The organism is Vreelandella jeotgali Hwa (assembly GCF_000334215.1).
GTDB lineage: Bacteria > Pseudomonadota > Gammaproteobacteria > Pseudomonadales > Halomonadaceae > Vreelandella > Vreelandella jeotgali.
The window spans coordinates 421206-445519 of record NZ_AMQY01000011.1 but is presented as its reverse complement, the minus strand read 5'-3'; the positions used below and the strand labels follow the sequence as shown (position 1 = coordinate 445519).

Below are 24314 nucleotides of genomic sequence, written 5' to 3'. Positions count from 1 at the left end.
AAAAAGCCCGCTCAAGGCGGGCTTTTTCTTGATGTTCTGGCGGAGGAGGAGAGATTCGAACTCTCGAAGCCTTTCGACTTACTCGCTTTCCAGGCGAGCTCCTTCGACCACTCGGACACTCCTCCGCGATTTGTACGTTCTTCACGGTTTGGCAGGTGCCGTTTTCCGTGAGAACGGCGCGTATGATAACGGCTGACACGGTGAATGGCAAGAAGTTTTTGCCAGGCGCCCGTTTAGCTGTCTGCCGGGAGCACCACGTAGCGGCCGCTGGCTTCCAGGCAGCGGGTCTCGCCGCAGTGGAGGGTCTGATTCAGCGTAATCTGCCCCTTGCCGCGGGTATCCAGCGATGTTGCCAGCTGCCGGGTCGCGTCGTCGTCTGCCGGTGTGCAGGTCAGCCGGTAATCACCGGTCACGGGTGCGGTAAAACGCTGGCTGGATTCGGCGACGACAACGCTACGCACCAGTCCCCGGCGACGCAGCCAGAGCGTCAGCCAGCACCAGCCAGCCAGCGTCGTCTGGGCGGCCAGCGCCCCGCCGAACCCGGTGCCCTTGTCATTCAGGCTCGGCGCCAGCGCTAACGCCCATTCCAGCTGCTCATCCTGGTGGTGCATCGCCTTGATACCCAGCTCCCCGGCCATTGGGATCGCCTCTTCCAGCCAGGTTTGAAAGGCAGTCAGATCGTCGTCACCACCCGGTTCGGGCAGTGGCGGCGGCGGATAGGCGATGCCCGGCATGCGTTCCGCCATGCTTACCTCCAGCGCTCGACAAAGTCGTCGGTATCGTGGCGTGCCACCGGCTTGTTTCGCCCGCCCGGTGTGCCCAGGTAGAGAAAGCCGATCAGCTCGTCGTCGTCTTTCAGGCCCAGACCTTTATGCACTACCGGGTCGAAAGCGTATTTGCCGCTGCGCCACATGGCGCCAAAGCCCTGGGCATGCGCCGCGAGCAGAATACCGTGCCCGGCGCAGCCGGCGGAAAGCACCTGTTCCAGCCTGGGCACTCCAGGCACATCCGGCGTGACGCGGGCAATGACGGCGATGATCATCGGCGCGCGCAGAGGCTTTTTGCGCACGCTGGCAAGCACGGTGTCGCTGACGTCGGGGTCGGCCTGAAATTCGGCCTCGGCGTAGAGTTCGCCCAGACGTTCGCGGCCTTCGCCGGTGAACTCAACAAAGCGCCAGGGGCGCAGCTCCTTGTGATCGGGCGCGCGCAATGCCGCCTGGTAAATCGCCTCAAGCGACTCCCCGGCGGGGGCCGGCGCACCCAGCTTGCCCATTGAGCTGCGCTGGTGGAGAAGCGTCAATGCATCCATGAAAAGCTCCGTTGATACAGATCAGGGGATGATCTTGATACACATCAGAACATGACCTTGGCACAGCCTCTATTGCCGTGCCAGCCGCAGCGGCATGGGCGGTTTCAGCCCCGGGGTAGCGCGCCAGGGGCTGATATCCAGCCCGCCCCGGCGCACGTAGCGAGCCATGACCAGCAGCGCCTCGGCGCCGGTGGCGGCCATGATATCGGTAAATATCTGCTCGACGCAGTGCTCATGAAAGCCCTGGTGCTGACGAAAGCCCACGAGATAGCGCAGCAGCCCCTCGCGGTCGAGCACCGGCCCCTTGTAGCGCACCATCACGCTGCCCCAGTCGGGCTGGCCGGTAACCGGGCAGTTGGACTTCAACAGGTGCGAATGCAGGGTTTCCTCGACGATTCTGCCGCCTGAATTGCTTGCCACCTGCAAATGTTCGGCGCTGGGCGTGTAATCGTCGATGGCGATATCCAGGTCGTCGATGCACTCGCCGGGGAGGCGACGCGGGATCAGCGCCGGATCATCCACGCCCAGCAGCTCCACGTCGACACGCCCGCCGACGATGGCCGACAGGTCTCGTTCCAGGGTGGTGGCCACCTCATCATGGCCCTGAAAGCACGTCTGGTTGAAGCTGTTGAGATACAGCTTGAACGACTTGGATTCGACCAGGTTGGGTGCATCCGCCGGCAGGCGAAAGCGCCCTACCGCCACGACCGGCTTGCCCCGGGCGTTGAGCCAGGACAGCTCGTAGGCGTGCCATTCGTCCTCGCCGACAAACGGCAGCGCCGCGCCGTCGGCCAGGCCCAGGGCCACGCGGTTTTCCGCTCGATCGAGGGGGAACAGCAGCGTGGCGTCGTACTCGCCGGAGTACCGGGCGCTGCGCCCCAGCGGCGAATGGTCAAGACTCGCGGGCGTTTCGTTCATCAGCAGGTTCCTTGTTCGGGGAGCGGCATTATTGCGCTACGAATACCGTTAGCTACGAATGCCGTAGCCGCGTTCCAGCATGATCAGCGCAATGGTATACAGCACGGTGATAAACGCCAGCGAGGCCGTCAGCGCCCAGACGGCGGGAATATCCGACACGCCGAGAATACCGAAGCGGAAAGCGTTGACCATGTAGAGAATGGGGTTGAGCATCGACACGCCCTGCCAGAAGTCCGGCAGCAGCGAGATCGAGTAGAACACCCCGCCCAGGTAGGTCAGCGGCGTGAGCACGAACGTCGGCACGATGGAAACGTCATCAAACTTATTGGCCAGCAGCGCGTTGATAAAACCGCCCACGGAAAACAGCGCCGAGGTCAGGATGACCACCAGCAGCGTCAGCAGCGGATGCGCCACGGTAAGCTGGGTAAAGAACAGCGACACCACGGTGACAATCGCGCCCACGCCCAGCCCGCGGGCCATGCCGCCGAGCACAAAGCCGGAAAGAATCACCCAGCTGGGCATCGGCGAGACCATCATCTCTTCCACGCTGCGCTGGAACTTGTTGGAGAAAAAGCTCGACGCCACGTTGGAATAGCTGTTGGTGATCACCGCCATCATGATCAGCCCGGGGACGATAAAATCCATATAGCTGAAGTCGTCCATGGTGCCGATGCGCGAGCCGATCAGGTTGCCGAAGATGATGAAGTACATCGCCATGGTGATCGACGGCGGCAGCAGCGTCTGCGGCCAGATACGCGTAAAACGCTTGATTTCCTTGATCACCAGCGTCCACAGCGCGACCAGGGTTTGCGTAGCATTCATGCGCTTTCCTCCTGCTGGCGGCCCTGGGTCGGCGGGTCGTTGACCATGGAGACAAACATTTCTTCCAGCCGGTTGGCGCGGTTGCGCATCGACGTGACCTCGATGCCCTGCCGGCTCAGCGCCTCAAAGATGCTGTTGAGCCGCTGCCCCCGGCGGATGACCACCGCCAGCTGGGCCGGCTCGCTCTGATAGACCTCAAAGCCGTCGATGTGCGGTACGGCATCCAGCGGGCGCGTCAGGTCGAGCAGGAAGGTCTCCGCATCCAGCTCGGCCAGCAGGCTGCGCACGCTGGTATTACGGATAATATCGCCATGATTGATAATGGCGATGTTGCGGCACAGGCTTTCGGCTTCTTCCAGGTAGTGGGTGGTCAGAATAATGGTGGTGCCTTCCTCGCGGTTGATGCGGCGCATGTACTCCCACATGCTGCGCCTGAGCTCGATATCCACGCCGGCGGTGGGCTCGTCGAGAATCAGCAGTTTGGGCCGGTGCATCAGCGCCCGAGCGATCATCAGCCGGCGCTTCATGCCGCCGGAGAGCTTGCGCGCGCTGCCATAGCGCTTTTCCCAGAGGCCCAGATCGCTCAAAAGCTTCTCGGCCCGGGGCAGCGCTTCGCGCCTGGGCATGCCGTAATAGCCCGCCTGGGCGATAACGATATCGATGACTCGTTCGAACTGGTTGAAGTTGAACTCCTGAGGCACGACACCCAGCTGGTACTTGGCCCGGGCAAAATCGCGGTCGATATCGATACCGAACAGCGATACTTGCCCGGCGGTTTTCTGCACCAGCGAGCACACCACGCCCAGGGTGGTGGACTTGCCCGCGCCGTTGGGGCCGAGCAACGCAAAAAAGTCGCCCTGCTCGACGTCCAGGTCGACGCCCTTGAGGGCATGAAAGCCGTTGCCATACACCTTGGTCAGGCCACGGATCGAAAGTGCCGGTGAAGATTCCGGTGAAGGTGCCGGTTCGGCCATGAAACTGTCCTGTTGAATCAATGAACGCAGAAATGAAGCGGATAGCGGCAGCGTGAATAACCCTTGAACATTAGGGCATTCGCCGCGCTTTCAAGGCGCTGATAGGCGTGCAGACACGCAGAAATCGACGGCCGGCAGAACCCGTGGCGTCGTGATAAAAGCAGTCTGGAGATGTTTCACGATCACGGCAGGATCGTGGGAGGCGCCTGGAGCGGGAAAGGAGATTCGAACTCCCGACCCTCGCCTTGGCAAGGCGATGCTCTACCGCTGAGCTATTCCCGCAGCGCTGGATGTGACACGACGCGGCTGACGACGTGTAGCGAGATGGCGTCCCATAGGGGGTTCGAACCCCTGTTACCGCCGTGAAAGGGCGGTGTCCTGGGCCACTAGACGAATGGGACAGGCACTGGCCGACTGACTGGAGCGGGAAAGGAGATTCGAACTCCCGACCCTCGCCTTGGCAAGGCGATGCTCTACCGCTGAGCTATTCCCGCATTGTAGCCTGTTGTCAGACAGGTATCTCGCTGATCGGTTGGCGTCCCATAGGGGGTTCGAACCCCTGTTACCGCCGTGAAAGGGCGGTGTCCTGGACCACTAGACGAATGGGACGTTATTTAATCACCGGATTCAAGAACCCGTTGATAACAACCGATCTGGAGCGGGAAAGGAGATTCGAACTCCCGACCCTCGCCTTGGCAAGGCGATGCTCTACCGCTGAGCTATTCCCGCTAACCGATAACCCGACAGGTGGCGTCCCATAGGGGGTTCGAACCCCTGTTACCGCCGTGAAAGGGCGGTGTCCTGGACCACTAGACGAATGGGACACTGAGCCGCCTCGTCGAGGTGGCGCGTATAATACTCAGCGACCCAAAATCTGTCAAGACTTTATCCCGACCGGCCGAAGCGTCCAGGATATCCATTCAGGCACCCGACCCGGGAACCCCGACGTCGCGGCGGCGTCTCAGGCATAAACCACCTACAATCCAGTTAAAATCCCGGCATCACCACCGCCGTGAGAGCAACAACCCAGAGAACAGTCAGGAGGCACCCATGGCCAAACGGGACATCACGCCCGAGCAGTGGCGCGAAAAACTCACCGCCGAGCAGTACCGGGTAACCCGGGAGAAAGGCACCGAACGCCCTTTCACCAGCGACTGCGGCGTGGATGACAGCCAGGGCATCTATCACTGCATCTGCTGCGGGGCACCGCTGTTTGAAAACGAGCACAAGTTCGACGCCGGCTGCGGCTGGCCCAGCTTTGACCGTCCGCTCGGCCGGCAAAGCGTGGAAGAACACAGCGACACCAGCCACGGCATGACGCGCACCGAAGTGGTCTGCACCCAGTGCGATGCGCATCTGGGCCACGTTTTCCCCGACGGTCCGCCGGACACCACCGGCCAGCGCTACTGCATCAACGGCGTCGCGCTGGACTACCATCCCGACGAATAACAGCGCCCCTTGCCGACCAGTCGACGGCTCGCCCGAGTGAAAGGCTCACGCCAATCGCCATCACGCCAGCGAGGGCGCCTTCTGTTAGACTGGGCGCCCCTTTTTTGCCGCGCCGCCGGGCGGCGCCCAAAGCTGTCAGGAGAATGCCATGCTGGGCTGGTTTCCCGGTCACATGAACAAGGCGCGCCGCCAGATCAGCGAGGCGCTGCCCGAAATCGACGTGGTCATCGAAGTGCTCGATGCCCGCCTGCCCTATTCCAGCGCCAACCCCATGCTGGCCGAACTTACCCGCCACAAGCCGTCATTGAAGGTGCTGTCCCGGGCCGACCTGGCCGACCCCGACCTTACCCGGGAATGGGTTGCGGATTTCGAGTCTCGCGCCGATACGCGAGCGCTCGCCATCACCACAACCAACCCGCGGGAGCTCAAGCAGATTCCCGGGCTTTGCCACCACCTGGCTGGCCATGTGCGCGCCGACCGCGACGTTCGAGTGATGGTCATGGGAATTCCCAACGTGGGAAAATCCACCCTGATCAACGGCCTGGCCGGACGCAAAATCGCCGGCACCGGCAACGAGCCGGCGGTCACCAAACGCCAGCAAAAAGTACCCATCGGCGGGCGCGTCGCCTTGACCGATACCCCCGGGGTGCTCTGGCCGCGCATCGAGGACCAGGCCAGCGCCTACCGGCTGGCCGCCTCCGGCGCCATCCGCGACACGGCGATCGATTACACGGATGTAGCCATTGTCACCTGCGCCGAGCTGGCACGGCGCTACCCCGAGGCGCTGCGCGGCCGTTTCAAGCTCAAGGCATTGCCCGCGCTGGAAGCCGTGGCACACGCCGAGGTGGATAGCGACGGCCCCGAGATCCCGGATTTTCTGGCGCGCGCCGGCTTTGACGGCCACGCCATCCTGTCAGACATCGCGCGCAAACGCGGCGGCCTGCGTGCCGGCGGCGTGGTTGACCTGCACCGCGGCGCGGAAGTGCTGCTTCACGAACTGCGCGACGGCAAGCTGGGGCGGCTGACGCTGGAAACCCCGGCCGATATTCCCGCCGCTGACGAGGCGGCCGCCGACGCAACACCCAAGGCCTGACCCCGGCGTCTGCACCCCGAGAACCGTCGGGCCCGATGCGCCCGATCCCGACGCCCACGACCCTGTTTCTGGATACACATCATGGATACCCCCAAGCCCACCGAACCGCTTCCGCTGCACAAGTCGCACAAGCTGAGCAACGTCTGCTACGACATTCGCGGCCCCGTCATGGAAGATGCCCGGCGCCTGGAAGACGAAGGCCACCGCATCCTCAAGCTCAACATCGGCAACCCCGCGCCGTTCGGCTTCGAGGCGCCGGAAGAAATCCTCCAGGACGTCATGCGCAACCTGCCCACCGCCCAGGGCTATTGCGACTCGAAGGGGCTCTACTCGGCGCGCAAGGCAATCATGCAGGACTGCCAGCGCAAGGAAATTCCCGGCGTCGGCGTCGAGGATATCTACATCGGCAACGGCGTCTCCGAGCTCGTGACCATCGCCCTCCAGGCGCTGGTCAACGACGGTGACGAGGTGCTGATTCCCGCGCCGGACTACCCCCTCTGGACCGCCGCCACCCACCTGTCGGGCGGCCGTGCGGTGCATTACCTGTGCGACGAGCAGGCCGACTGGGCGCCGGACATGGACGATATCCGCCGCAAGGTCACCGCGCATACCCGGGCCATCGTGCTGATCAACCCCAACAACCCCACCGGCGCGGTGTATCCGCCCGAGGTGGTCCGCGAGCTGCTGGCTATTGCCCGGGAAAACGATCTGGTGGTCTTTTCCGACGAGATCTACGACCGGATTCTCTACGACGACGCCACCCACACCGCCACCGGCGCGCTGGCCGACGACGACCAGCTGGTGATCACCATGAACGGCCTGTCGAAAAGTTACCGCTGCGCCGGCTTCCGCTCGGGCTGGATGACGCTGTCCGGCACCCGGGCCAAGCAGCGCGCCGAGGATTTCATCCAGGGGCTGACCATGCTGGCCTCGATGCGCCTGTGCGCCAACGTGCCCGCCCAGCATGCGATTCAGACGGCGCTGGGCGGGTACCAGTCGATCAATGACCTGGTGCTGCCCGGCGGCCGGCTGCGGGCCCAGCGCGATATTACCCATGAAAAGCTCAACGCCATTCCCGGCGTCAGCTGCGTCAAACCCCGGGGCGCGCTCTACGCCTTCCCGCGTCTGGACCCCGACGTTTTCAACATCCGCGACGATGAACGCATGGTGCAGGATTTGCTGCGCCAGGAAAAAATCCTGCTGGTGCAGGGCACGGCGTTCAACTGGCCGGACCCGGACCATGTGCGCATTGTCACCCTGCCCTGGGCCGACCAGCTGGGCGACGCCCTGGATCGCTTCGCCAACTTTCTGTCGCGCTACCGGCAGTGACAAGGCGCTATGGGTAGCGCCCGGCGTCCCGCTCAGTCGCCCGGCGGGACGCTGACCCGGAACCCGGCTGCACGCAGGGGCGCGGCCAGGGTCTGCGCCTTGCTTTCCAGGCGAACGGTCAACGTGGCGAACTCGCGCCGCTGCGGGTAGTTTGCCCGGCAGGCATCAAAGCCCTGCGCCATGCCCTGGGCTGCGGCCCGACGGATTAGCGCCCCATGGTCCCGCCGAGGATCATACAGGGCACGGGCGCAGAGCCGCAGCGCCTCTTCCACCGGCAATGCCTGGCCCAGCGTCAGCCCCGCGACCGCCGGCGGCGGGCAGATAGCGTCCAGCTCAAGCGTGCTGTTGGAATCCAGCTGGCCGGCCAGCGCGCGACGGATCATCAGGCTGCCGCGCAGCTTGCCGTCCAGGCTATAGCCGGCAATATGCGGTGTGGCCAGCGCGGCCCGGGCGTGGAGCGCGGTATCGATGCCCGGCTCGTGCTCCCAGACGTCCAGCAGCGCGGTGATATCGTCCTGCCGGGCAAGCCGCCGGTACAGCGCGTCGCCGTCCAGGCAGTCGCCGCGGCCGGCGTTAAGCACCCAGGTACCCGGCCGGAGCGCGGCGATGCGGCGGGCGTCGAGCAGGTGGCGGGTGGCGTGCTCGCCCTCGCGGACCAGCGGCGTGTGCAGGCAGAGAACATCGCAACGCTCGATAAGCGCATCCAGGGAAACAAAGCCTGCGCTGCCTTCACGAGCGGCGCGGGGCGGGTCGCATACCGCGACGTCCATTCCCAGACCTTCCAGGCGCGCCTGTACCCGGCTGCCCACGTTGCCGGCCCCCACAATGCCGATGCGGCGTTCGAGCAGTGGCCGGCCTTCGCGTTCCGCCTGGTTCAGCAGGCCCGCAAGCACGTAGTCGGCCACGGCCTCGGCGTTGCAGCCCGGCGCGCTGGCGAAGCCGATGTCGTGCGCGGCGAGGTAGTCGCGGTCAATATGGTCCGTGCCGATGGTGCAGGTGCCGACGAAGCGCACCGGCGTATCCGCCAGCAGCGCCTCGTTAACCCGGGTGACCGAACGTACGATCAGGGCGTCGGCATCGCTCAGGTGGGCACGACGCAGTTCGCGCCCGGGCACCCGGGTCACCCGGCCGAAGGCGCCAAAACAGGCGTCCGCCGCAGGAATATTGGCATCCACAATCAGGTGCATGGCGTTTTTTATCCCGATCCTTACAATACGCGCGGTGGCGGCCGGATAAAGCACCGACGCGCCGCTGGCGTGATGAAAACAGGCGCAGCCCAAGGCCGCGCCCCACCGCAAGCGTCAACACCAAAAGCGTCAACCATGAGGATAGTTCGTGATAGTACGCTGGGAGACCGAGCATGACTATGTGCTGATTCATATCCATCAGGATATGTTCGGCGACTGGATTTTCAGCCGCGCCTGGGGGCAGATCGGCACCCAGTTCGGCGGGCTGGAGCATCGCCTGGCGGATACCCGCCCCCAGGCGCAGATGTGGCTGGACGATGAAGCCACCATCCAGCACTCGCGCGGCTTCCACAAGGTCCTTGACGTCGACGCCGACACCCCCGAAGGCCAGCAGGCCATGCGCCAGCTGTCGCTATTGGATACGCTTTAACGCTCTTTAACGCCCCTTCACGCGCGCCGATGCCGGGCCGAATACGCCTCGGGCCGGCAAAACCTGCACAATATCAAGGCGAGGATCGCAAAGTACGGCTAGCGTGTAGGATGAAGGGAGCCAAACAGGGTTTGGCTCCGGCTGTTCTTCCCGTTTTGATCTTTTCAGAGGCTGTCTTCATGCAAGCTGCAGATGTCATGACCCCCAGCGTCATCACCGTTCATCCCGATGACGACGTCAGCGAAATTGCCAATCTTCTGTTGACCCACGATATCAGCGCCGTACCGGTGGTCGACGCCAACGATGCCGTCGTCGGCATTGTCAGCGAAGCCGATCTGATGCGGCGTATCAAAAGCGAAGCCGCACCCAAACGCTCCTGGTGGCTGAACCTGCTGGGCAGCAGCGGTAACGCGGCGGACTACGTCAAGAGCCACGGCCACAAGGCCGGCGACGTCATGACCCGGCGCCCGATAACCGTGAGCGAAAATGAACCGCTCCACCGCATTGCCCGGCTGCTGGAAACCCACCACATCAAGCTGGTACCGGTGGTCAAAAACGGACGACTGACCGGCATCGTCAGCCGCGCCAACCTGCTGCGCGGCTTCTCGGCGCACCGTGTCGAAGCCGGTAGCGGCGGCGATCGCGAGATCCGCGATGCGATTCTCAAGGAGATCAAGAAAAGTGCCGGCATGATGGTCTATCGCCCCAACGTCATCGTCACCGACGGCAACGTCCAGCTCTGGGGGCTGGTCAGAAGCCAGGCCCAGCGTCAGGCCGCTCAGGTCGCCACGGAAAGCGTGAACGGGGTGCGCAAAATCGAGAACAACCTCGGCCTGATCCCCCAGGGCATGGGCGGCTAGCCGCGATGCTTCGGCCAATGGTGTAGGGCCGGCCGGCACTTGTCGGTCGGTCATCCAGAGGCCGGATGCCCGAAACCGGGCCAATGACATCCCGCCGCCCGCTATCCCAGGTAGCGGCGTCCGTTATGCTGCCGCGCGGCGGTAGCAGTCGGCGGCGTCGGCGCCTCGCCGAGACGCGCCAGGGCCGCCTCGTCCAGCCAGTGCCGGCGGCGTAGCCATTCGCCCAGGCGCTCCGGCTCCATGCCTCGATCCAGCTCATTGCCGTCAGCATCGACCAGCACCGGAATACGCACGCCGTAACGCTCGACGAGCGCATCGTCGTCGCCGATGTCGATGCGCTCCAGAACCACCCGATCGTTCGCCAGGGCGTGCAGCAGCTCCTCCAGCTGAGCGCAAAGGTGGCACCCCAGGGTGGTGTAGAGCCGCAGCTGGATCATGCCCCTTGCTCCCTGCCGCCCATCGCCTGGCTGTCTGCCGCCTGGCCGTCGCGTGTATCGCCGCCCGGTGCATGGCACAAACGATAGACGTGGTGCAGCCCCGGGCTGCGCTTGAAATCCGGGTCAAAGGTTGTCGCCGAGATATCTTCCACCGCGTAGCGTTCGGCGACCGCCTCGTCCAGCTTGAAGCGGCGCTGGTTGTTGGAAAATACCAGGGTGCCGCCGGGGGCCAGCCGGGCCATGGCCTGGTCGATAAGCCGGGCGTGGTCGCGCTGGACATCAAAGGTCGCGCGCATCTTTTTCGAGTTGGAAAACGTCGGCGGGTCCATGAAGATCAGGTCGAACTGGGTGCCTGCGGTCGCCAGCCATTCCAGGCAGTCGTCGCGCATGACGCGATGGCGTGTCGTATCCAGGCCGTTCAACGCCAGGTTGTCCCGCGCCCAATCCACGTAGGTGTTGGACATATCCACGCTGACGCTTTCACGCGCACCGCCCAGCGCCGCGTGCACCGTGGCGCTGCCGGTATAGCAGAACAGGTTCAGAAAGCGCGCGCCGTCGGCCTTCTCACCCAGCATCCGGCGTACCGGGCGATGGTCCAGAAACAGCCCGGTATCAAGGTAATCGCGCAGATTGACCCAGAGGCGCGCCTGCCCTTCCGTGACCTCGAAGCGTTCGCCGCTGGCGGCGCGCTTTTCATACTGGGCCTTGCCGGCCTGGCGCTCCCGACGCTTGACGTAGATATGCGCCGGGGTTACTTCCAGCACCCGTGGCAGGACTTCCAGCGCATCAAACAGGCGTTTCTGCGCCTGGGCCGCATTGACCGTGCGCGGCGCCGCATACTCCTGGACGTGAACCCGCTCACCGTAGATATCCACGGCCAGGGCGTATTCGGGCATATCGGCGTCGTACAGGCGATAGCAGCGCTCGCCGCTTTTCTTCAGCCACTTTTTCAGCCGTTTGCGGTTTTTCAGCAGCCGGTTGGCAAACATCTGCGCGTTTTCATTCACGACCGGGGCTTTTTCCGGGGCGTTTTTCACCTCGTCTGCCGGCGCCTTGCCGGATGCCTGGTCCGATGTTGTGGCCGGCGCGGCGTCGCTGTTCCCGGCAGTTCGATCCCTGGCCGCGCCGATATCCATCAGCAACAGTCTGGCGTCCAGCGGGCCGTTTTTCAGCGCGTACTGCTTGTGCGCGCGCATGCCCAGCCGGTGTCCGAGATCCGGATTGCCGGTAAACAGCGCCAGCGTCCAGCCGGGGAACAGCGCCTTGGCCTGCTCGCCGATGGTGGCATAAAGGGTCACCAGCTCAGGCAGCTCGCCCAGCCGTTCGCCGTAGGGCGGGTTGGTGATGATCAGGCCCGGGCCTTGCGCGGCCACGCTATCCTCGGTCAGCGCGGCCACGCCCTCTCCTTGCAGCTGGAGCAGGGCCGGAATACCCGCGCGCATGGCGTTGGCCTGGGCGGCTGCCAGTGCTGCTGGGCTTTGATCAAAACCGTAGAAGGCATTTTTGCAGCGCTTGCGACCGATCGAGGCGCGCGCTTTAGCCTCGCGCACCAGCTCCTGCCAGACCGCCGGCACAAACTGTGCCCAGCCGTGAAAACCAAAGCGCTGGCGATGCAGCCCCGGCGCCTGGTCGGCGGCCATCAGGGCGGCTTCAATCAGCAGGGTGCCGGCGCCGCACAGCGGGTCCACCAGCGGTTCGCCGGCCCTGGCGCGTTCGAGCCAGCCGGCGCGTATCAGCAGCGCAGCGGCCAGGTTTTCCTTGAGCGGCGCGTGGCCCACGTCCCGGCGATAACCTCGGCGATGCAGGCTTTCCCCGGCCAGATCAACGCCCAGCGTCAGCGTCTGGCGGTGCAGGTGGGCGTAGATAGAGACGTCCGGCGCCTTGTTGTCCACCGTCGGGCGCGGCTGACCGGCGCGGGCGAGCGTGGCAACCACGCCGTCCTTGACCGTCTGGGCACCAAACCGCGTGTGGCGTATATGCTCGCTTGTGCCGTGAAAATCCACCGCCAGGGTGGCGCCGGGGGCAAGGTGCTGCACCCAGCGTACCCGCGACGCCGCATCGCGAATCTGCTCGGGTGTCCTGATCAGGGTATCGCGCGAGAGCCGGACGATGACGCGGTTGGCCAGCCGTGACCAGAGGCACAGCCGGTAGGCGCCGGCGTGATCGGCCGTGGCCAGCACGGCGGCTACCGTGGTTTTTACCGGGTGTGCCCCCAGGCGCTGGATTTCATCGGCGAGCAGGGGCTCCAGGCCCTTGGGGCAGGTAACCAACAAGTCCAGCTCGCCGTTATCGGAGGCGTCGGAAAAATCGGAGGTATGGCGTGGCTCGGTCATGGTTATCGGGCGCCTTCAGCGCGGCATTCGGGTCAATGAGAGACGGATGAAAAATACAAGGCGAAGAAAAAGCAAACACACAGCGAAAAAAAGCAAAAACGGAGCAGAAAAGCGGCAAAACACCGGATACCGAATAAATCCTGCCCGTTGGCTCGACAGGCTCGATCTTCTGGGCTAATGGTTAAAGTGTCGTGACGCGGAAGGCTTTCACAGCGACTGCTTTCATCCCCACGGCTTTTCATCCCAAAGGGCTTTAATCGAAACAGCTTTGGTTAACACGGCTGTAGTTAAGATAGCTTTGATCAAGACAGCTTTCACCACCAAGAGGTAGCCAATGAAACGACAGAAGCGTGATCCCTTTCAGCGAGCTTATGTCCGCGGCTACAAGGCCGGCGTCAACGGTCGTTCCCGCGATGAGTGTCCCAGCGATAATGTCAACGTACGCGAATACTGGATGAGCGGCTGGCGAGAGGGCCGCGGCGACCAGTGGGATGGCATGACCGGCATTTCCGGTATCCATTGCAATCCCACGGTAACCGCCTGAGCGCCATGTAACCGATGTCGGCGGCTAAGGCCGGCCGACGCTTCATTGATGCCATAGCCTCTGAGTCCACAGGGCCCGTCTCACCGGCGGGCCTCTTGTGTGTCCGGTGACGGCGCATCTGCCGCCAGTGCGCGGGCACACTCGCCCACCAGCCCCGGGCCCTGAAACACCAGCCCCGAGTACAGCTGTATCAGATCCGCGCCGGCGGCGATTTTTTCTCGGGCGGCGGCAGCGCTGTCGATACCGCCCACGCCGATGATCACCATATCGGGCAGATGCCGGCGCAGTTCGCGGATGACACGGTTGGACGGCTCGAAGGCCGGCCGGCCGGACAGTCCGCCGGCTTCTTCGGCGTGCGCCGCGCCCTTGACCGCCTCGCGTGAAATCGTGGTATTGGTGGCGATCACGCCGTCAACGGCGTTGCGCTGGAGGCTGTTGGCCACCAGCTCGATTTCTGCCGGCTCCATGTCCGGCGCGATCTTCACCACCAGGGGCACACGCCGGCCGTGTTCGCGGTCGAGGCGGTGCGAACGCTCGCGCAGCGGCGCCAGCAGCGCATCCAGCTGTTCGCCGAACTGCAGGGTGCGCAGCCCCGGCGTATTGGGCGAGGAAACGTTCACGGTGATGTAGTCGGCGTGGGGATGCACCGCCTCCAGACAGGTCAGGTAATCGTCCAGGGCATGCTCCACATCGGTGGTCAGATTCTTGCCGATATTGATACCCAGCACGCCGGCAAAACGGCGCTTGCCGACCTGCTCGACCAGGTGCGCGACCCCGTGATTGTTGAACCCGAAGCGGTTGATGAGGGCACCGTGATCCGCCAGGCGAAACATCCTCGGCTTCGGGTTGCCCGGCTGCGCTTTCGGCGTCACCGTGCCAACCTCGACAAAACCGAAGCCCAGCGCCCCCAGCGCATCGATATGGTCGGCGTTCTTGTCCAGCCCCGCAGCCAGCCCCACGCGGTTGGGAAAGCGCAGCCCCAGCAGTTCCACCGGGTCTTCCACCCGCCGGCCGACCAGCCGGGTCACGCCGCCGGCGCCGTGCAGCCAGTCCAGCGATGTAAGCGTCACGTTGTGCGCCCTTTCGGGGTCCAGGCGGAAAAGCAGCGGGCGAACAAGGCGATACATGGCATCTCCGGGCGTCTGGGGCTACCGGCGCGCCAGACGCGGCAACGGCGCCCCCTGAAAGGCGGAAGCGAACAGTACAACGGCGGCGAGTATAGCGCAAAGCATCCCAGGACAAAAAAGCGCCCCGAACGGCGCTGTGCGTCATTCGGGGCGCTTGATGGTGCGCAGCTGTACCTCGGGGTTATGCGCTGCCGCTCTCGGCCAGGCCTACCAGCGCACGAACCGCCACGGCAAAGAGGGCAAAGCCGCTTTCGCTGCCGCTACGCACCTCGTCGATGAGGTGGCACCAGCGCGTGTGCAGCTCGACGTTTTGCTCCAGCCACTGGGCAACCTTGTCCTCGGCACTGCCGTCGCCGGCTTCCAGCGTCAGCACGCTGATGGTCAGCGCCAGCTGCTGGCGGTCGATGTCGTCGCGGAAGGTTTCCCGCGCCTGGGCCTGCCAGGCGTCCCGGGCTTCCAGACGGTTCACCTGTTGAATCATCCACGGCAGTTCCAGCTGGCCACCGATCTCATAGAACACCTCGGCTACGCGCTGGGGCGTCTCGTCGGTGTGGCGCGCCGCCTGGATAATGCCCAGGCCGGCGTACAGGCTCGGAGCTGCCGCGACCCGGTCGGCCAGGGTTTCCGGCACGCCGGCGTCGACCAGCTCGTCGCGGCGGGTCTGCCAGGCCTGGCGCTCTTCGCCGCTCAGCAGCTCGCCGATGTTGTCCTGCAGCGTTGCCAGGCGCGGGCCGAAGTAGTCGATGGTTTCCTCGATGGACAGCCCGGTATGCTGACGCAGGAACCAGCGTGTGGCGCGACGGATCATGCGCATCAGCTGCAGCATCATGGAATACTGCACCTGGCCGGATACCCGGTTGTCCAGCGCTTCGATGTCGTCCCACAGCGATGCCAGACCAAAGCTGTCACGCGCGACCACGTAGGCGCGGGCAATATCGGCCCCGCCCAGGCCGGTGGAGTCCATCAGCTGGCGGACAAAGACGATGCCCATGCGATCGACCAGATCGCTGGCCACCTGGGTTGCGACGATTTCACGCTTCAGGCGGTGGTCATACATCTCATCGCTGTAGCGCTCGACCAGCGGCTGCGGGAAGAGGCGCTCCAGGTGATGGCTGACGTAGTCATCGTCGGGCAGGCTGGAGCTGTTCAGATCGCCTTTCAGCGTACTCTTGGCATAGGAAATCAGCACCGAGAGCTCGGGCAGCAGCATGCTCTGAGCGTTGGCCGTGCGTTCCTTGAGTACATCGTCGGCGGGCAGGCATTCCAGCTCGCGGTCGATCTCGCCGGCGTCTTCCAGCTCGCTGATGAAGCGGCGATACGGCCCCATGCCCTGCCGGGAAATCAGCTCGGACAGGTCCAGCGCCTGGGTCTGGCGATAGTTGTCCTTGATGACCAGGTCGGCCACTTCATCGGTCATTTCCGCCAGCAGCGTATTACGCTGCTTCTCGGTCATGTCGCCGCGCTTGACCACTTCATTGATCAGGATCTTGATATTGACCTCGCGGTCGGAGCAGTTGACCCCGCCGGCGTTGTCAATAAAGTCGGCGTAAACGCGGATGCCCTCGGCCGCGGCTTCGGTCCGGCCCAGCTGGGTACAGCCCAGGTTGCCGCCCTCGCCGATCACGCGGCAGTTCAACTGATTGCCGTTGACGCGCAGCGCATCGTTGGCCTTGTCCCCCACCTCGGCGTGGGTTTCCTGCGAACCCTTGATGTAGGTGCCGATGCCGCCGTTCCAGACCAGATCGACCCGGGCGGTGAGCATGGCATGAATCAGCTCGTTGGGCGCCAGATGATCGGCGCTGATGTTGAACGCCTCCTGCATCTGCGGGGTGATGGCCACGGATTTGGCGCTGCGGCTGAAGATACCGCCGCCCTCGGATATCAGCGAGCGGTCGAAATCCTCCCAGGTCGAGCGCGGCATCTCGAAAAGCCGCTGGCGCTCGGCATAGGTGGTATCGGCGTCCGGCGTGGGGTCGACGAAGATATGCAGGTGGTTGAACGCGCCCTTGAGCTCGATCCGGTCGGACAGCAGCATGCCGTTGCCGAAGACGTCGCCGCCCATGTCGCCGACGCCAACGACGCTGAAGGTGTCGCGCTGGGTGTCCACGTCGAGCCCGCGGAAGTGGCGCTTGACCGACTCCCAGGCGCCGCGCGCGGTAATCGCCATGCCCTTGTGGTCATAGCCGTTGGCGCCGCCGGAGGCAAAGGCATCGCCCAGCCAGTGGCCGTATTCCAGCGAGATATCGTTGGCAATATTGGAGAAGGTGGCCGTGCCCTTGTCGGCCGCTACCACCATGTAGGCGTCGTCATCGTCGTGGCGCACCACGTCGACCGGCGGGATAACGTCGTTGCCGTCGCGGTTGTCGGTGACGTCGAGCAGCGCGCGGATAAACGTCTGATAGCAGGCGATACCCTCGTTCTGGCGGGTTTCGCGGTCGGGGTTATCCGGCATCTGCTTGCAGACAAAACCGCCCTTGGCGCCGACCGGGACAATTACCGCGTTTTTCACCTGCTGGGTCTTGACCAGCCCCAGCACCTCGGTGCGGAAATCTTCCAGGCGATCGGACCAGCGCAGCCCCCCGCGGGCGACCTTGCCGCCGCGCAGATGAACGCCTTCCACCCGCGGCGAGCAGATGAAAATTTCGTAGGCGGGGCGCGGCCGGGGCATACCGGTAACCTGCGACGGCGCCAGCTTGTAGGCAATATAATCCTTGTGCCTGCCCTGGGTATCGCGCTGGTAATAGTTGGTCCGTAGCGTGGCCTGAATCAGCTCCATGAACCGGCGCAGCAGCTGGTCATCGTTGAGGCTTGCGACGTCTGCCAGGTGTTCGTCGATTCGCGCCTGGGTCGCGTCGGCGTCCCGGGAGGTCAGCGTCGGGTCAAAGCGCTGCCGGAACAGCTCCACCAGCTCGCGGGTGATGGTCGCGTAGTGGTTGAGTGTTGTGGCGATATAGTCCTGCGACATGCTGAAGCGGATCTGCTTGAGATAGCGGGCATAGCCGCGCAGCATCGCCACTTCGCGCCAGTCAAGCCCGGCATTGATAATCAGCCGGTTGAACGGATCGTTGTCAGCCTCACCGGCCCAGATGCGCTTGAACGCCTGGCTGAAGTCGTCGCGCATGTCACTCGGGCTGACCTCGCGGCCGGTGTGCTCCAGGGTGAAGTCGTGGATCCAGTAGTGCTGCTCCGGCGCATGGATCTCGTAGGGCCGCTCGCTGACCACGCGCAGCCCGAGGTTTTCCATGATCGGCAGGACGTCGGACAGCGGGATCGGGGTTTCCTGGTGATACAACTTGAGCTTGATCCCGCCGTTGCGCTCTTCCAGCGGGCGATAATGCGACAGCGCCAGGGCGTCGTCGCTATTCAGATCCAGCAGGTGCTGCACGTCGTGGACCGCCGTGCGCGCGCTGAAGTCCTCCCGATAGCTGGCGGAAAAGGCCTCGTGAAAACGGTCCATCAGGTGATTGGCGTGCTCTTCGCCAAAGCCTTCGACCATCGCCGACTTCAGCTCGTCGCGCCAGCTGCGCGCCAGCCGGGCTACCTTCTGTTCCAGCCGCGCCAGGTCGAACTGGCCGGGGCGCTCGCCGTTGAAACGCATGATCAGCTGGATGCGCGCCAGCACCGACTCCGACAGGTAGGTATTGAAGTCACCGAAGTGGGCGTCCATTTCCTCGCACAGCAGCTGCTGGATATTTTCCCGCAGCCAGGTGGAAAACACGTCACGGGGCACAAAAATCAGGCACGAGTAGAATTTGCCGCTGAGATCCTCGCGGACAAACAGGCGAACCTGGCGACGCTCGCGGATGTTGAGAATGCCCTGCGCCGTGCTTGCCAGCGCCTCGGTGTCGATGTGGAAGAGGTCATCGCGCGGGTACACTTCGAGTACCTGCAGCAGCTGCTTGGCGTTGTGGCCGTTGGCGCCGAAGCCGGTCATGTCCATGACCGCCTGCAGCTTGCGGCGCAGCAGCGGAATGTTGCGCGGCGACTCGTTGTATACGGTGGCGGTAAAGAGGCCGAAAAAGCGCCGCTCGCCGATGACGTTGCCGTCGTCGTCGTAGCGGTCAACGGTAATATAGTCGGGATAGGTCGGCCGGTGAACACGCGAGTGGTGCGCGCTTTTGGCAAACGACAGCAGCTGGGGCACCAGCACGTAGCGGTTCTGGTCGTTGACTCCCTCGGCGGTGCGGATACGCTCGCCGTAGCGCGGCTTGTCGAGGCGGAAGACCCCTTCCAGACTGTCCGGATCGCGTTCCAGCCTGCCGTCTTCGAGCCGGTATTCGTCGTAGCCGAGGAAGGTGAAGTTGTCCTTGAGCAGCCACTCCAGAAAGGCGATGGCCTCTTCGTGATCGTCGGGATCGATCTGCGGCGGGCAGTTTTTCTCCAGCTCCTGAATGGCGTCGCGGATACGCTGGCAGATGTGATCGTAATCGTTCACCGCGGTGCGCACGTCCAGCAGCACGTCGTGGAGCTCGTGTTCAATGGCGGCCAGGGCATCCGGGTCGCTGTGGCGATCCACCTCGATGACAATCAGCGATTCAAGCTCTCCGGTGGCCGCCTCGTCCCCGGCGGACATCACGCTTTGCAGCGCGTGGTCGGCGTTGCGCCGGACGGCCAGCACGGCGTTCTGGATCGCATGGACGGTCAGCCCGCGGCGATTGAGTGCGATACGCACCGAGTCCACCAGAAACGGCATGTCGCGGTGAAGAACGGCGACAAACGTATGGGTCGACTGCCAGCCATGCTCTTCAAACTCGGGGTTGAACACCTCGACTCTGGGATTGGCCGGGTCGTGGTGCTGAAGCAACTGCCAGATGGACAACGTAGCCCCGTAGAAATCGTCTACCCGGCGGTCGACCAGGTCCTCCACCGGCGCCGTGGCGTAAAACTGCCGCGCAAAGGCATCAATGGCCGCCGCGCGCCGGGGCTCCAGTCGCGCCTTCAGGCGCTCCCCAAGCTGCTTGAGCAGGTCCTGCCGGCTTTCCTCAATCGCAACGTAATGCATCCATCACCTCGACTGCCAAGACCGCTATCCGGCCATAAAATGAAAAAGGACAGGCGGTTATCCTGTCTGTCCTTCAGCTTACGCCAGCCGGACAGGTGACCCAACCCCCCGAATAACAGGCTCATGGCACATACGGATTGCGCATGGGCCGGGCACTTAGCGTCTGGTCAGCCACACCCCGGATTCGACGTGCGGGGTAAACGGGAACTGGTCAAACAGCGCACAGCGCTCGATGCGATGGGTCGTCGTCAGCTGCGCCAGGTTGTCCGCCAGGGTTTCGGGATTGCAGGAAATGTACAGAATACGGTCATAGCCGCTGATCTGCGCGCAGCTGGCAGCGTCCAGTCCGGCCCGGGGCGGGTCCACCAGCACGGTGGAAAAATCGTGGTGTTCCAGGGCCATGTCAGCCACTCGGCGGCCGCCCTTTTCGCCTTTCAGCGCCAGCGCGAAGTCCTCGGCGGACATCCGCGCCACGTGGACGTTGTCCACGCCGTTGGCGTCCAGATTGACCCGGGCGCTGGCCACCGAGGTGCGGGAAATCTCGGTGGCCAGCACGCGGCGGAAATTCTCCGCCAGGGCGACGGTAAAGTTGCCGTTGCCGCAATAGAGCTCGACCAGATCCCGGGCCTGGCTGCCCGCGGTCACGTCCCGGGCCCAGGCGAGCATGGCCTCGCAGATTCGGGCGTTGGGCTGGGTAAAGCTGTTTTCTACCTGCTGGTAGATCAACGACCTGCCGTCAACGTCCAGCCGCTCCCAAACGTGATCCCGCGTCAGCACCAGGCGCTGCTTGCGCGAGCGGCCGATAATCATGATACCCAGCGCCTGCTCCAGCGCCCGGGCCTCGGCTTCCCAGGCCTCGTCCAGCGGACGGTGATACACCAGCGTAACCAGCGCCTCGCCGGACAGCGTGGTCAGGAATTCGATCTGAAAGAGCCTGTCGCGCAGCCTGTTGCTGGCCAGAAAGGCGTCGCGCAGCCGGGGCATCAGCGCGTTGATCGTGTCGCTGGCCACCGCATACTGATCCAGCCGCACCGTCGTCTTGTGCTTGTTGCCGTCAGCGTCGTGTTCGACTTCGAACATGGCGTAGTAGATATCGTCGCCGTCGTGCCAGAGGCGGAACTCGCAGCGCTGGCGGTAGTGGCTCGGCGGTGACGGGTAGACCTCCAGCGCCGGGGGATCAAAATCGGCCAGCAGCCGGCAGACGGTATCGCGTTTGGCCGCAAGCTGGGCATCGTAGCGCTGCGGCTCGACCCGGGGAATCGCCAAGGGCATCTCCTGTTATTGGTCAGGTCTGTCTGTTCGTCAGATCTGTGGGCTCGTCAGGTCTAGTGTTCATCGGACGCGGGAAGACGCCCCCGGGCCGGCTTGTCACGCCGGCCCCGCAGTGGATTTACGGGGCGGCAGCCGCGTCGGCGGCGGGCATCAGCGGTAACGGCGGCGGCATTCCGTAGGCCGCCAGCGCGCGCGTCAGCAGCGGTCCCGGCGCCGTGGCAAAGGTCTGATCACCAGCACGACAGCGGCTTGATTCGGGCCCCAGCAGCTGGCCCACGCGGCGGGCAATAGCCTCGCCGGAGTCCACCCAGGTCAACGGCACCGGCGCCAGCGCGGCAAGGCTCGGCGTCAGCAGCGGAAAGTGCGTGCAGCCCAGCACCACGGTATCCAGCGCCGGCTCTTCTTTTGTGGCTTGCCACAGCGGCGCCAGCGCCGCATCCAGGCGGGCGGCATCGGGGTCGGCGCCCCCCAGCCGGGCTTCCGCCTCGTGCACCAGCGCATCGGCGGCAATACCCGTCACCCGGCAGCCGGCGGCGAACCGCTCGATCAGGCGCTGGGTATAGGGCCGGCGCAGAGTGGCCGTGGTCGCCAGCAGGCCCAGGTGGCGCGTTCGGCTTAGCGCTGCGGCCGGCTTGATCGCCGGAACCGTGCCCACAACCGGAATCGCCAGCGTCCGGCGCAGCGGTTCCAGCGCCAGGGTGCTGGCCGTATTGCACGCCACCACCAGCACGGCCGGGCGAAAAGCGGCGACCGCTGCCTGGCACACCGCCACGATACGCCGGGTCAGCGACGCATCCGGGCGCAGGCCGTACGGCAGCCAGGCATTATCGCAGACGTACCCCAGCCCGATACCGGGAGCGTGCCGACGCAGCGCGGCTGCCACGGACAGCCCGCCAACGCCGGAATCAAAAATCAGCACGGGGCCGGTCATGGCAGAAACGCAAGCTCCTCGACGCGATGGCGCATAGCGCCGGCCAATGCGGCGCCCGCCAACCCGGTGTGGGAATGAAAAACGGGGCGGCTATCATAGCACGCCCCGGCGGCAGGATTGGTACGCTCGTTGGCCGTTATTCCAGCGGCGGTACGTCGGCCTCTTCCAGCTCGGCGCACAGCTCGGGGTAGGCTTCCTGCAGGCGCTCCACTACCTTGTCGGCGTTGTCCGGCATGGCCTGGGCAAACGCCTCGGTGTCCTTTTCGTCAAAGCGCTGTTCCAGCAGCGGGAAAAGCTCCCGACGCTCCTGCTGGAGATAACGGCGGTGCTCTTCGAGATACTCCTTGAGGTCGGCCGCAAAGCGATCCATGGGCAGCACGTTATCCATCAACACCCGGTCGATGTCATCGGACAGGTCTTCCAGCCGGGGCCGCAGCTTGCGGTAATCGGCGAGCATCTGGTCGGCCATGTCGGCCTGCTCGGGCAGGTACGTCTTGAGCCGCTCGACAAAGCCCTGCTCAAGGGACACGGCAAACTCTTCCATGTAGGCAAGAATGTAGTCCACTACCTCGCGCATCAGGTGGAAGTTGGGACGCTCGCCCTGCTGGAGAATCCGGTACTTCAGGTCCAGGACGTGAAGCATCCGCGCCATATTGGCGTGATCCAGGCTGAGTTGTTTAAGCATGATGCCGCCTCCTTACTTTCCGCACTTGTCGCGCATACCCAAAGGCTGCACGCCTGTCAGACTACGTGATAGCCGGCCGGTGCGTCAGCCCGCAGGCCGGAACAGCCGGTGCCCGGCACCCCGACCGGAGCGAGCGGGGACCTCGACTCGCCTGGCGCCGGCTGAAACAATTACGCCTTACCCTAGCTTGGCGACGAGCGGAATGCCACCGCCGCAGGCGCCGCCGGCCCGGCCATCCAGGCAGCCGGCAGGCGAGTATTGTTCAACGGAGTTTACATGGATCTTTTTTCTTCTTCGTCCGGCCAGGCACCGCTGGCATACCGCATGCGCCCTCGCCGGCTGGCCGACTATATCGGCCAGGCAGCGCTGGTGGGCGAAGGCAAGCCGCTCAGGCAAATGGCCGACACCGCGACGGTGCGCTCGATGATTCTCTGGGGACCGCCCGGCGTGGGCAAAACCACCCTGGCGGAACTGCTGGCGCATGCGTCGGGCGCCGAGCTGGCCTCGTTAAGCGCGGTGATGGCCGGGGTCAAGGATATACGCGCCGCGGTCGAGCGTGCCCGGGCGCTGGCGCCCACGCCGCTGGTCATGTTTCTGGATGAAATCCACCGCCTGAACAAGAGCCAGCAGGACGCCCTGCTGCCCCATGTGGAATCCGGGCTGGTCACACTGATCGGCGCAACCACGGAAAACCCGTCGTTTGAAGTCAACTCGGCGCTGCTGTCCCGGGCTCGGGTCTACGTCCTGACATTGCTCACCCATGAGCAGCTGGTAGCGGTCATGCAGCAGGCGCTCGCCGATACCCGGGACGGCCTGGGCGACCGCCACATCAGCGTGGCAGACGGCGTTCTCGACGCCCTGGCCCGGGCCAGCGGGGGCGATGCGCGACGCGCGCTGGGGCTGCTGGAAACCGCCTGCGACTTTACCACCGCCACGGCGGACGGCGGCGAACGCCTGACGCGGGACGTTCTCGATGACGTGATCGGCCATCAGGCCAGCGCGATGGACAAACAGGGGGACGGCTATTACGACCTGCTTTCGGCGATCCACAAGTCAATTCGCTCTTCACGCCCGGACGCCGCACTGCTCTACATCGCGCGTTTCACCCAGGGCGGCGGCGACCCGCTGGACGTGATTCGCCGGCTTACGGCGATTGCCTCGGAAGACGTGGGCAACGCCGACCCGCGGGGCCTGCCGCTGGCCATCGCCGCCTGGGACGCCTACCTGCGCCTGGGCGACCACGAGGGCCAGCGGGCCATGGCCCACGCCGCCATCCACCTGGCCGTGGCGCCCAAGAGCAACCGCATCGACCGCGCCTGGAAGGCCGCGCAGCAGTACGTGCGCGAACAGCCGCCGGTCGAGGTGCCGACCTACCTGCGCAACGCCCCGACACAGCTGATGCAGGAGCTGGGCCACGGCGAGGGCTACCGCTACGCCCATCACGAGCCCGACGGCTATCCGGCCGGCAGCGCGCACGATTGCTGGCCGGAAGCCCTGCCCCGGGCGCGTTTTTACCAGCCGCTCGAACAGGGGCACGAAAAGCGCTTTGCCGCCATCATGGCCTGGCGCGATGCGCGCGATGCCGAGGCTGACGGGGAGCAGTGACGCCGTG

20 protein-coding genes and 7 tRNA genes are annotated in these 24314 nt (G+C 64.5%); 7 read left to right on the top strand and 20 right to left on the bottom strand.

The window, feature by feature from the left end:
• Nucleotides 1-37 precede the first annotated feature (37 nt).
• From C793_RS0105325 to C793_RS0105270, 12 genes are all read right to left on the bottom strand, one after another.
• Nucleotides 38-125: transfer RNA gene (locus C793_RS0105325), tRNA-Ser, on the bottom strand.
• Between the two features lie 108 nt (nt 126-233).
• A complete protein-coding gene (locus C793_RS0105320) occupies nt 234-746 on the bottom strand; it encodes a YiiD C-terminal domain-containing protein (RefSeq protein ID WP_017429911.1) in 513 nt (170 codons plus the stop codon).
• A 2-nt stretch (nt 747-748) separates the two neighbouring features.
• Nucleotides 749-1309 carry an NAD(P)H nitroreductase gene (locus C793_RS0105315; protein ID WP_017429910.1) on the bottom strand — a complete coding sequence of 187 codons (561 nt, stop codon included), beginning with the start codon at nt 1307-1309 and terminating at the stop codon, nt 749-751.
• A 69-nt stretch (nt 1310-1378) separates the two neighbouring features.
• Nucleotides 1379-2227 (bottom strand): NADPH-dependent 7-cyano-7-deazaguanine reductase QueF, encoded by an 849-nt coding sequence (gene queF / locus C793_RS0105310; protein WP_017429909.1) that lies wholly within the window; start codon nt 2225-2227, stop codon nt 1379-1381.
• Between the two features lie 48 nt (nt 2228-2275).
• Nucleotides 2276-3049: an ABC transporter permease gene (locus C793_RS0105305; protein ID WP_017429908.1), complete on the bottom strand. Its 774-nt coding sequence runs from the start codon at nt 3047-3049 to the stop codon at nt 2276-2278.
• On the bottom strand, nt 3046-4023 hold the full coding sequence (locus C793_RS0105300; RefSeq protein WP_017429907.1) for an ABC transporter ATP-binding protein: 978 nt from the start codon (nt 4021-4023) through the stop codon (nt 3046-3048). Before C793_RS0105300 ends, C793_RS0105305 begins: the two co-directional genes overlap by 4 nt.
• Before the next feature lie 207 nt (nt 4024-4230).
• Nucleotides 4231-4305 (bottom strand) — tRNA-Gly (locus C793_RS0105295).
• A gap of 43 nt (nt 4306-4348) precedes the next feature.
• Nucleotides 4349-4424, bottom strand: a tRNA-Glu gene (locus C793_RS0105290).
• An 18-nt stretch (nt 4425-4442) separates the two neighbouring features.
• Nucleotides 4443-4517 (bottom strand) — tRNA-Gly (locus C793_RS0105285).
• A gap of 39 nt (nt 4518-4556) precedes the next feature.
• Nucleotides 4557-4632: transfer RNA gene (locus tag C793_RS0105280), tRNA-Glu, on the bottom strand.
• Nucleotides 4633-4677: 45 nt separating this feature from the next.
• A tRNA-Gly gene (locus tag C793_RS0105275) sits at nt 4678-4752 on the bottom strand.
• A gap of 19 nt (nt 4753-4771) precedes the next feature.
• Nucleotides 4772-4847: transfer RNA gene (locus C793_RS0105270), tRNA-Glu, on the bottom strand.
• Between the two features lie 226 nt (nt 4848-5073).
• Between C793_RS0105270 and msrB the strand changes: the two genes are divergently transcribed.
• From msrB to C793_RS0105255, 3 genes are all read left to right on the top strand, one after another.
• On the top strand, nt 5074-5472 hold the full coding sequence (gene msrB, locus C793_RS0105265) for a peptide-methionine (R)-S-oxide reductase MsrB (RefSeq protein ID WP_017429906.1): 399 nt from the start codon (nt 5074-5076) through the stop codon (nt 5470-5472).
• Between the two features lie 148 nt (nt 5473-5620).
• Nucleotides 5621-6565: a ribosome biogenesis GTPase YlqF gene (gene ylqF, locus C793_RS0105260; protein WP_017429905.1), complete on the top strand. Its 945-nt coding sequence runs from the start codon at nt 5621-5623 to the stop codon at nt 6563-6565.
• A gap of 81 nt (nt 6566-6646) precedes the next feature.
• Nucleotides 6647-7894 (top strand): pyridoxal phosphate-dependent aminotransferase, encoded by a 1248-nt coding sequence (locus C793_RS0105255; RefSeq protein WP_017429904.1) that lies wholly within the window; start codon nt 6647-6649, stop codon nt 7892-7894.
• Between the two features lie 32 nt (nt 7895-7926).
• Here the strand turns inward: C793_RS0105255 and pdxB are convergent, their stop codons facing one another.
• Nucleotides 7927-9081 carry a 4-phosphoerythronate dehydrogenase PdxB gene (pdxB, locus tag C793_RS0105250; protein ID WP_017429903.1) on the bottom strand — a complete coding sequence of 385 codons (1155 nt, stop codon included), beginning with the start codon at nt 9079-9081 and terminating at the stop codon, nt 7927-7929.
• A 148-nt stretch (nt 9082-9229) separates the two neighbouring features.
• On the opposite strand from pdxB, the gene C793_RS0105245 reads away from it, so the two are divergent.
• Nucleotides 9230-9511, top strand: coding sequence for a hypothetical protein (locus C793_RS0105245; RefSeq protein WP_017429902.1), 282 nt, complete (start codon nt 9230-9232; stop codon nt 9509-9511).
• Nucleotides 9512-9690: 179 nt separating this feature from the next.
• A complete protein-coding gene (locus C793_RS0105240; protein ID WP_017429901.1) occupies nt 9691-10371 on the top strand; it encodes a CBS domain-containing protein in 681 nt (226 codons plus the stop codon).
• Between the two features lie 101 nt (nt 10372-10472).
• Here the strand turns inward: C793_RS0105240 and C793_RS0105235 are convergent, their stop codons facing one another.
• The gene (locus tag C793_RS0105235; RefSeq protein ID WP_017429900.1) at nt 10473-10808 is read right to left on the bottom strand and encodes a glutaredoxin family protein; all 336 of its coding nucleotides are present in this window, start codon (nt 10806-10808) and stop codon (nt 10473-10475) included.
• Nucleotides 10805-13141, bottom strand: a complete 2337-nt coding sequence (rlmKL, locus tag C793_RS0105230; RefSeq protein WP_017429899.1) for a bifunctional 23S rRNA (guanine(2069)-N(7))-methyltransferase RlmK/23S rRNA (guanine(2445)-N(2))-methyltransferase RlmL — start codon at nt 13139-13141, stop codon at nt 10805-10807. Before rlmKL ends, C793_RS0105235 begins: the two co-directional genes overlap by 4 nt.
• A 334-nt stretch (nt 13142-13475) precedes the next feature.
• Between rlmKL and rmf the strand changes: the two genes are divergently transcribed.
• The gene (gene rmf / locus C793_RS0105225) at nt 13476-13685 is read left to right on the top strand and encodes a ribosome modulation factor (RefSeq protein ID WP_017429898.1); all 210 of its coding nucleotides are present in this window, start codon (nt 13476-13478) and stop codon (nt 13683-13685) included.
• Nucleotides 13686-13765: 80 nt separating this feature from the next.
• Here rmf and C793_RS13550 read toward each other — a convergent pair whose 3' ends face one another.
• From C793_RS13550 to C793_RS0105200, 5 genes are all read right to left on the bottom strand, one after another.
• On the bottom strand, nt 13766-14812 hold the full coding sequence (locus C793_RS13550) for a quinone-dependent dihydroorotate dehydrogenase (protein ID WP_017429897.1): 1047 nt from the start codon (nt 14810-14812) through the stop codon (nt 13766-13768).
• Nucleotides 14813-14993: 181 nt separating this feature from the next.
• A complete protein-coding gene (locus C793_RS0105215) occupies nt 14994-19814 on the bottom strand; it encodes an NAD-glutamate dehydrogenase (RefSeq protein ID WP_017429896.1) in 4821 nt (1606 codons plus the stop codon).
• Between the two features lie 156 nt (nt 19815-19970).
• Entirely contained in the window at nt 19971-21080 is a 1110-nt protein-coding gene (trmA, locus tag C793_RS0105210; RefSeq protein ID WP_017429895.1) for a tRNA (uridine(54)-C5)-methyltransferase TrmA, read from the bottom strand.
• A 124-nt stretch (nt 21081-21204) separates the two neighbouring features.
• The gene (murI, locus tag C793_RS0105205; protein ID WP_017429894.1) at nt 21205-22017 is read right to left on the bottom strand and encodes a glutamate racemase; all 813 of its coding nucleotides are present in this window, start codon (nt 22015-22017) and stop codon (nt 21205-21207) included.
• 136 nt (nt 22018-22153) lie between these two features.
• A complete protein-coding gene (locus tag C793_RS0105200) occupies nt 22154-22702 on the bottom strand; it encodes a hemerythrin domain-containing protein (RefSeq protein ID WP_017429893.1) in 549 nt (182 codons plus the stop codon).
• Nucleotides 22703-22978: 276 nt separating this feature from the next.
• Between C793_RS0105200 and C793_RS0105195 the strand changes: the two genes are divergently transcribed.
• Entirely contained in the window at nt 22979-24307 is a 1329-nt protein-coding gene (locus C793_RS0105195) for a replication-associated recombination protein A (protein WP_017429892.1), read from the top strand.
• The last annotated feature ends 7 nt before the right edge of the window (nt 24308-24314 follow it).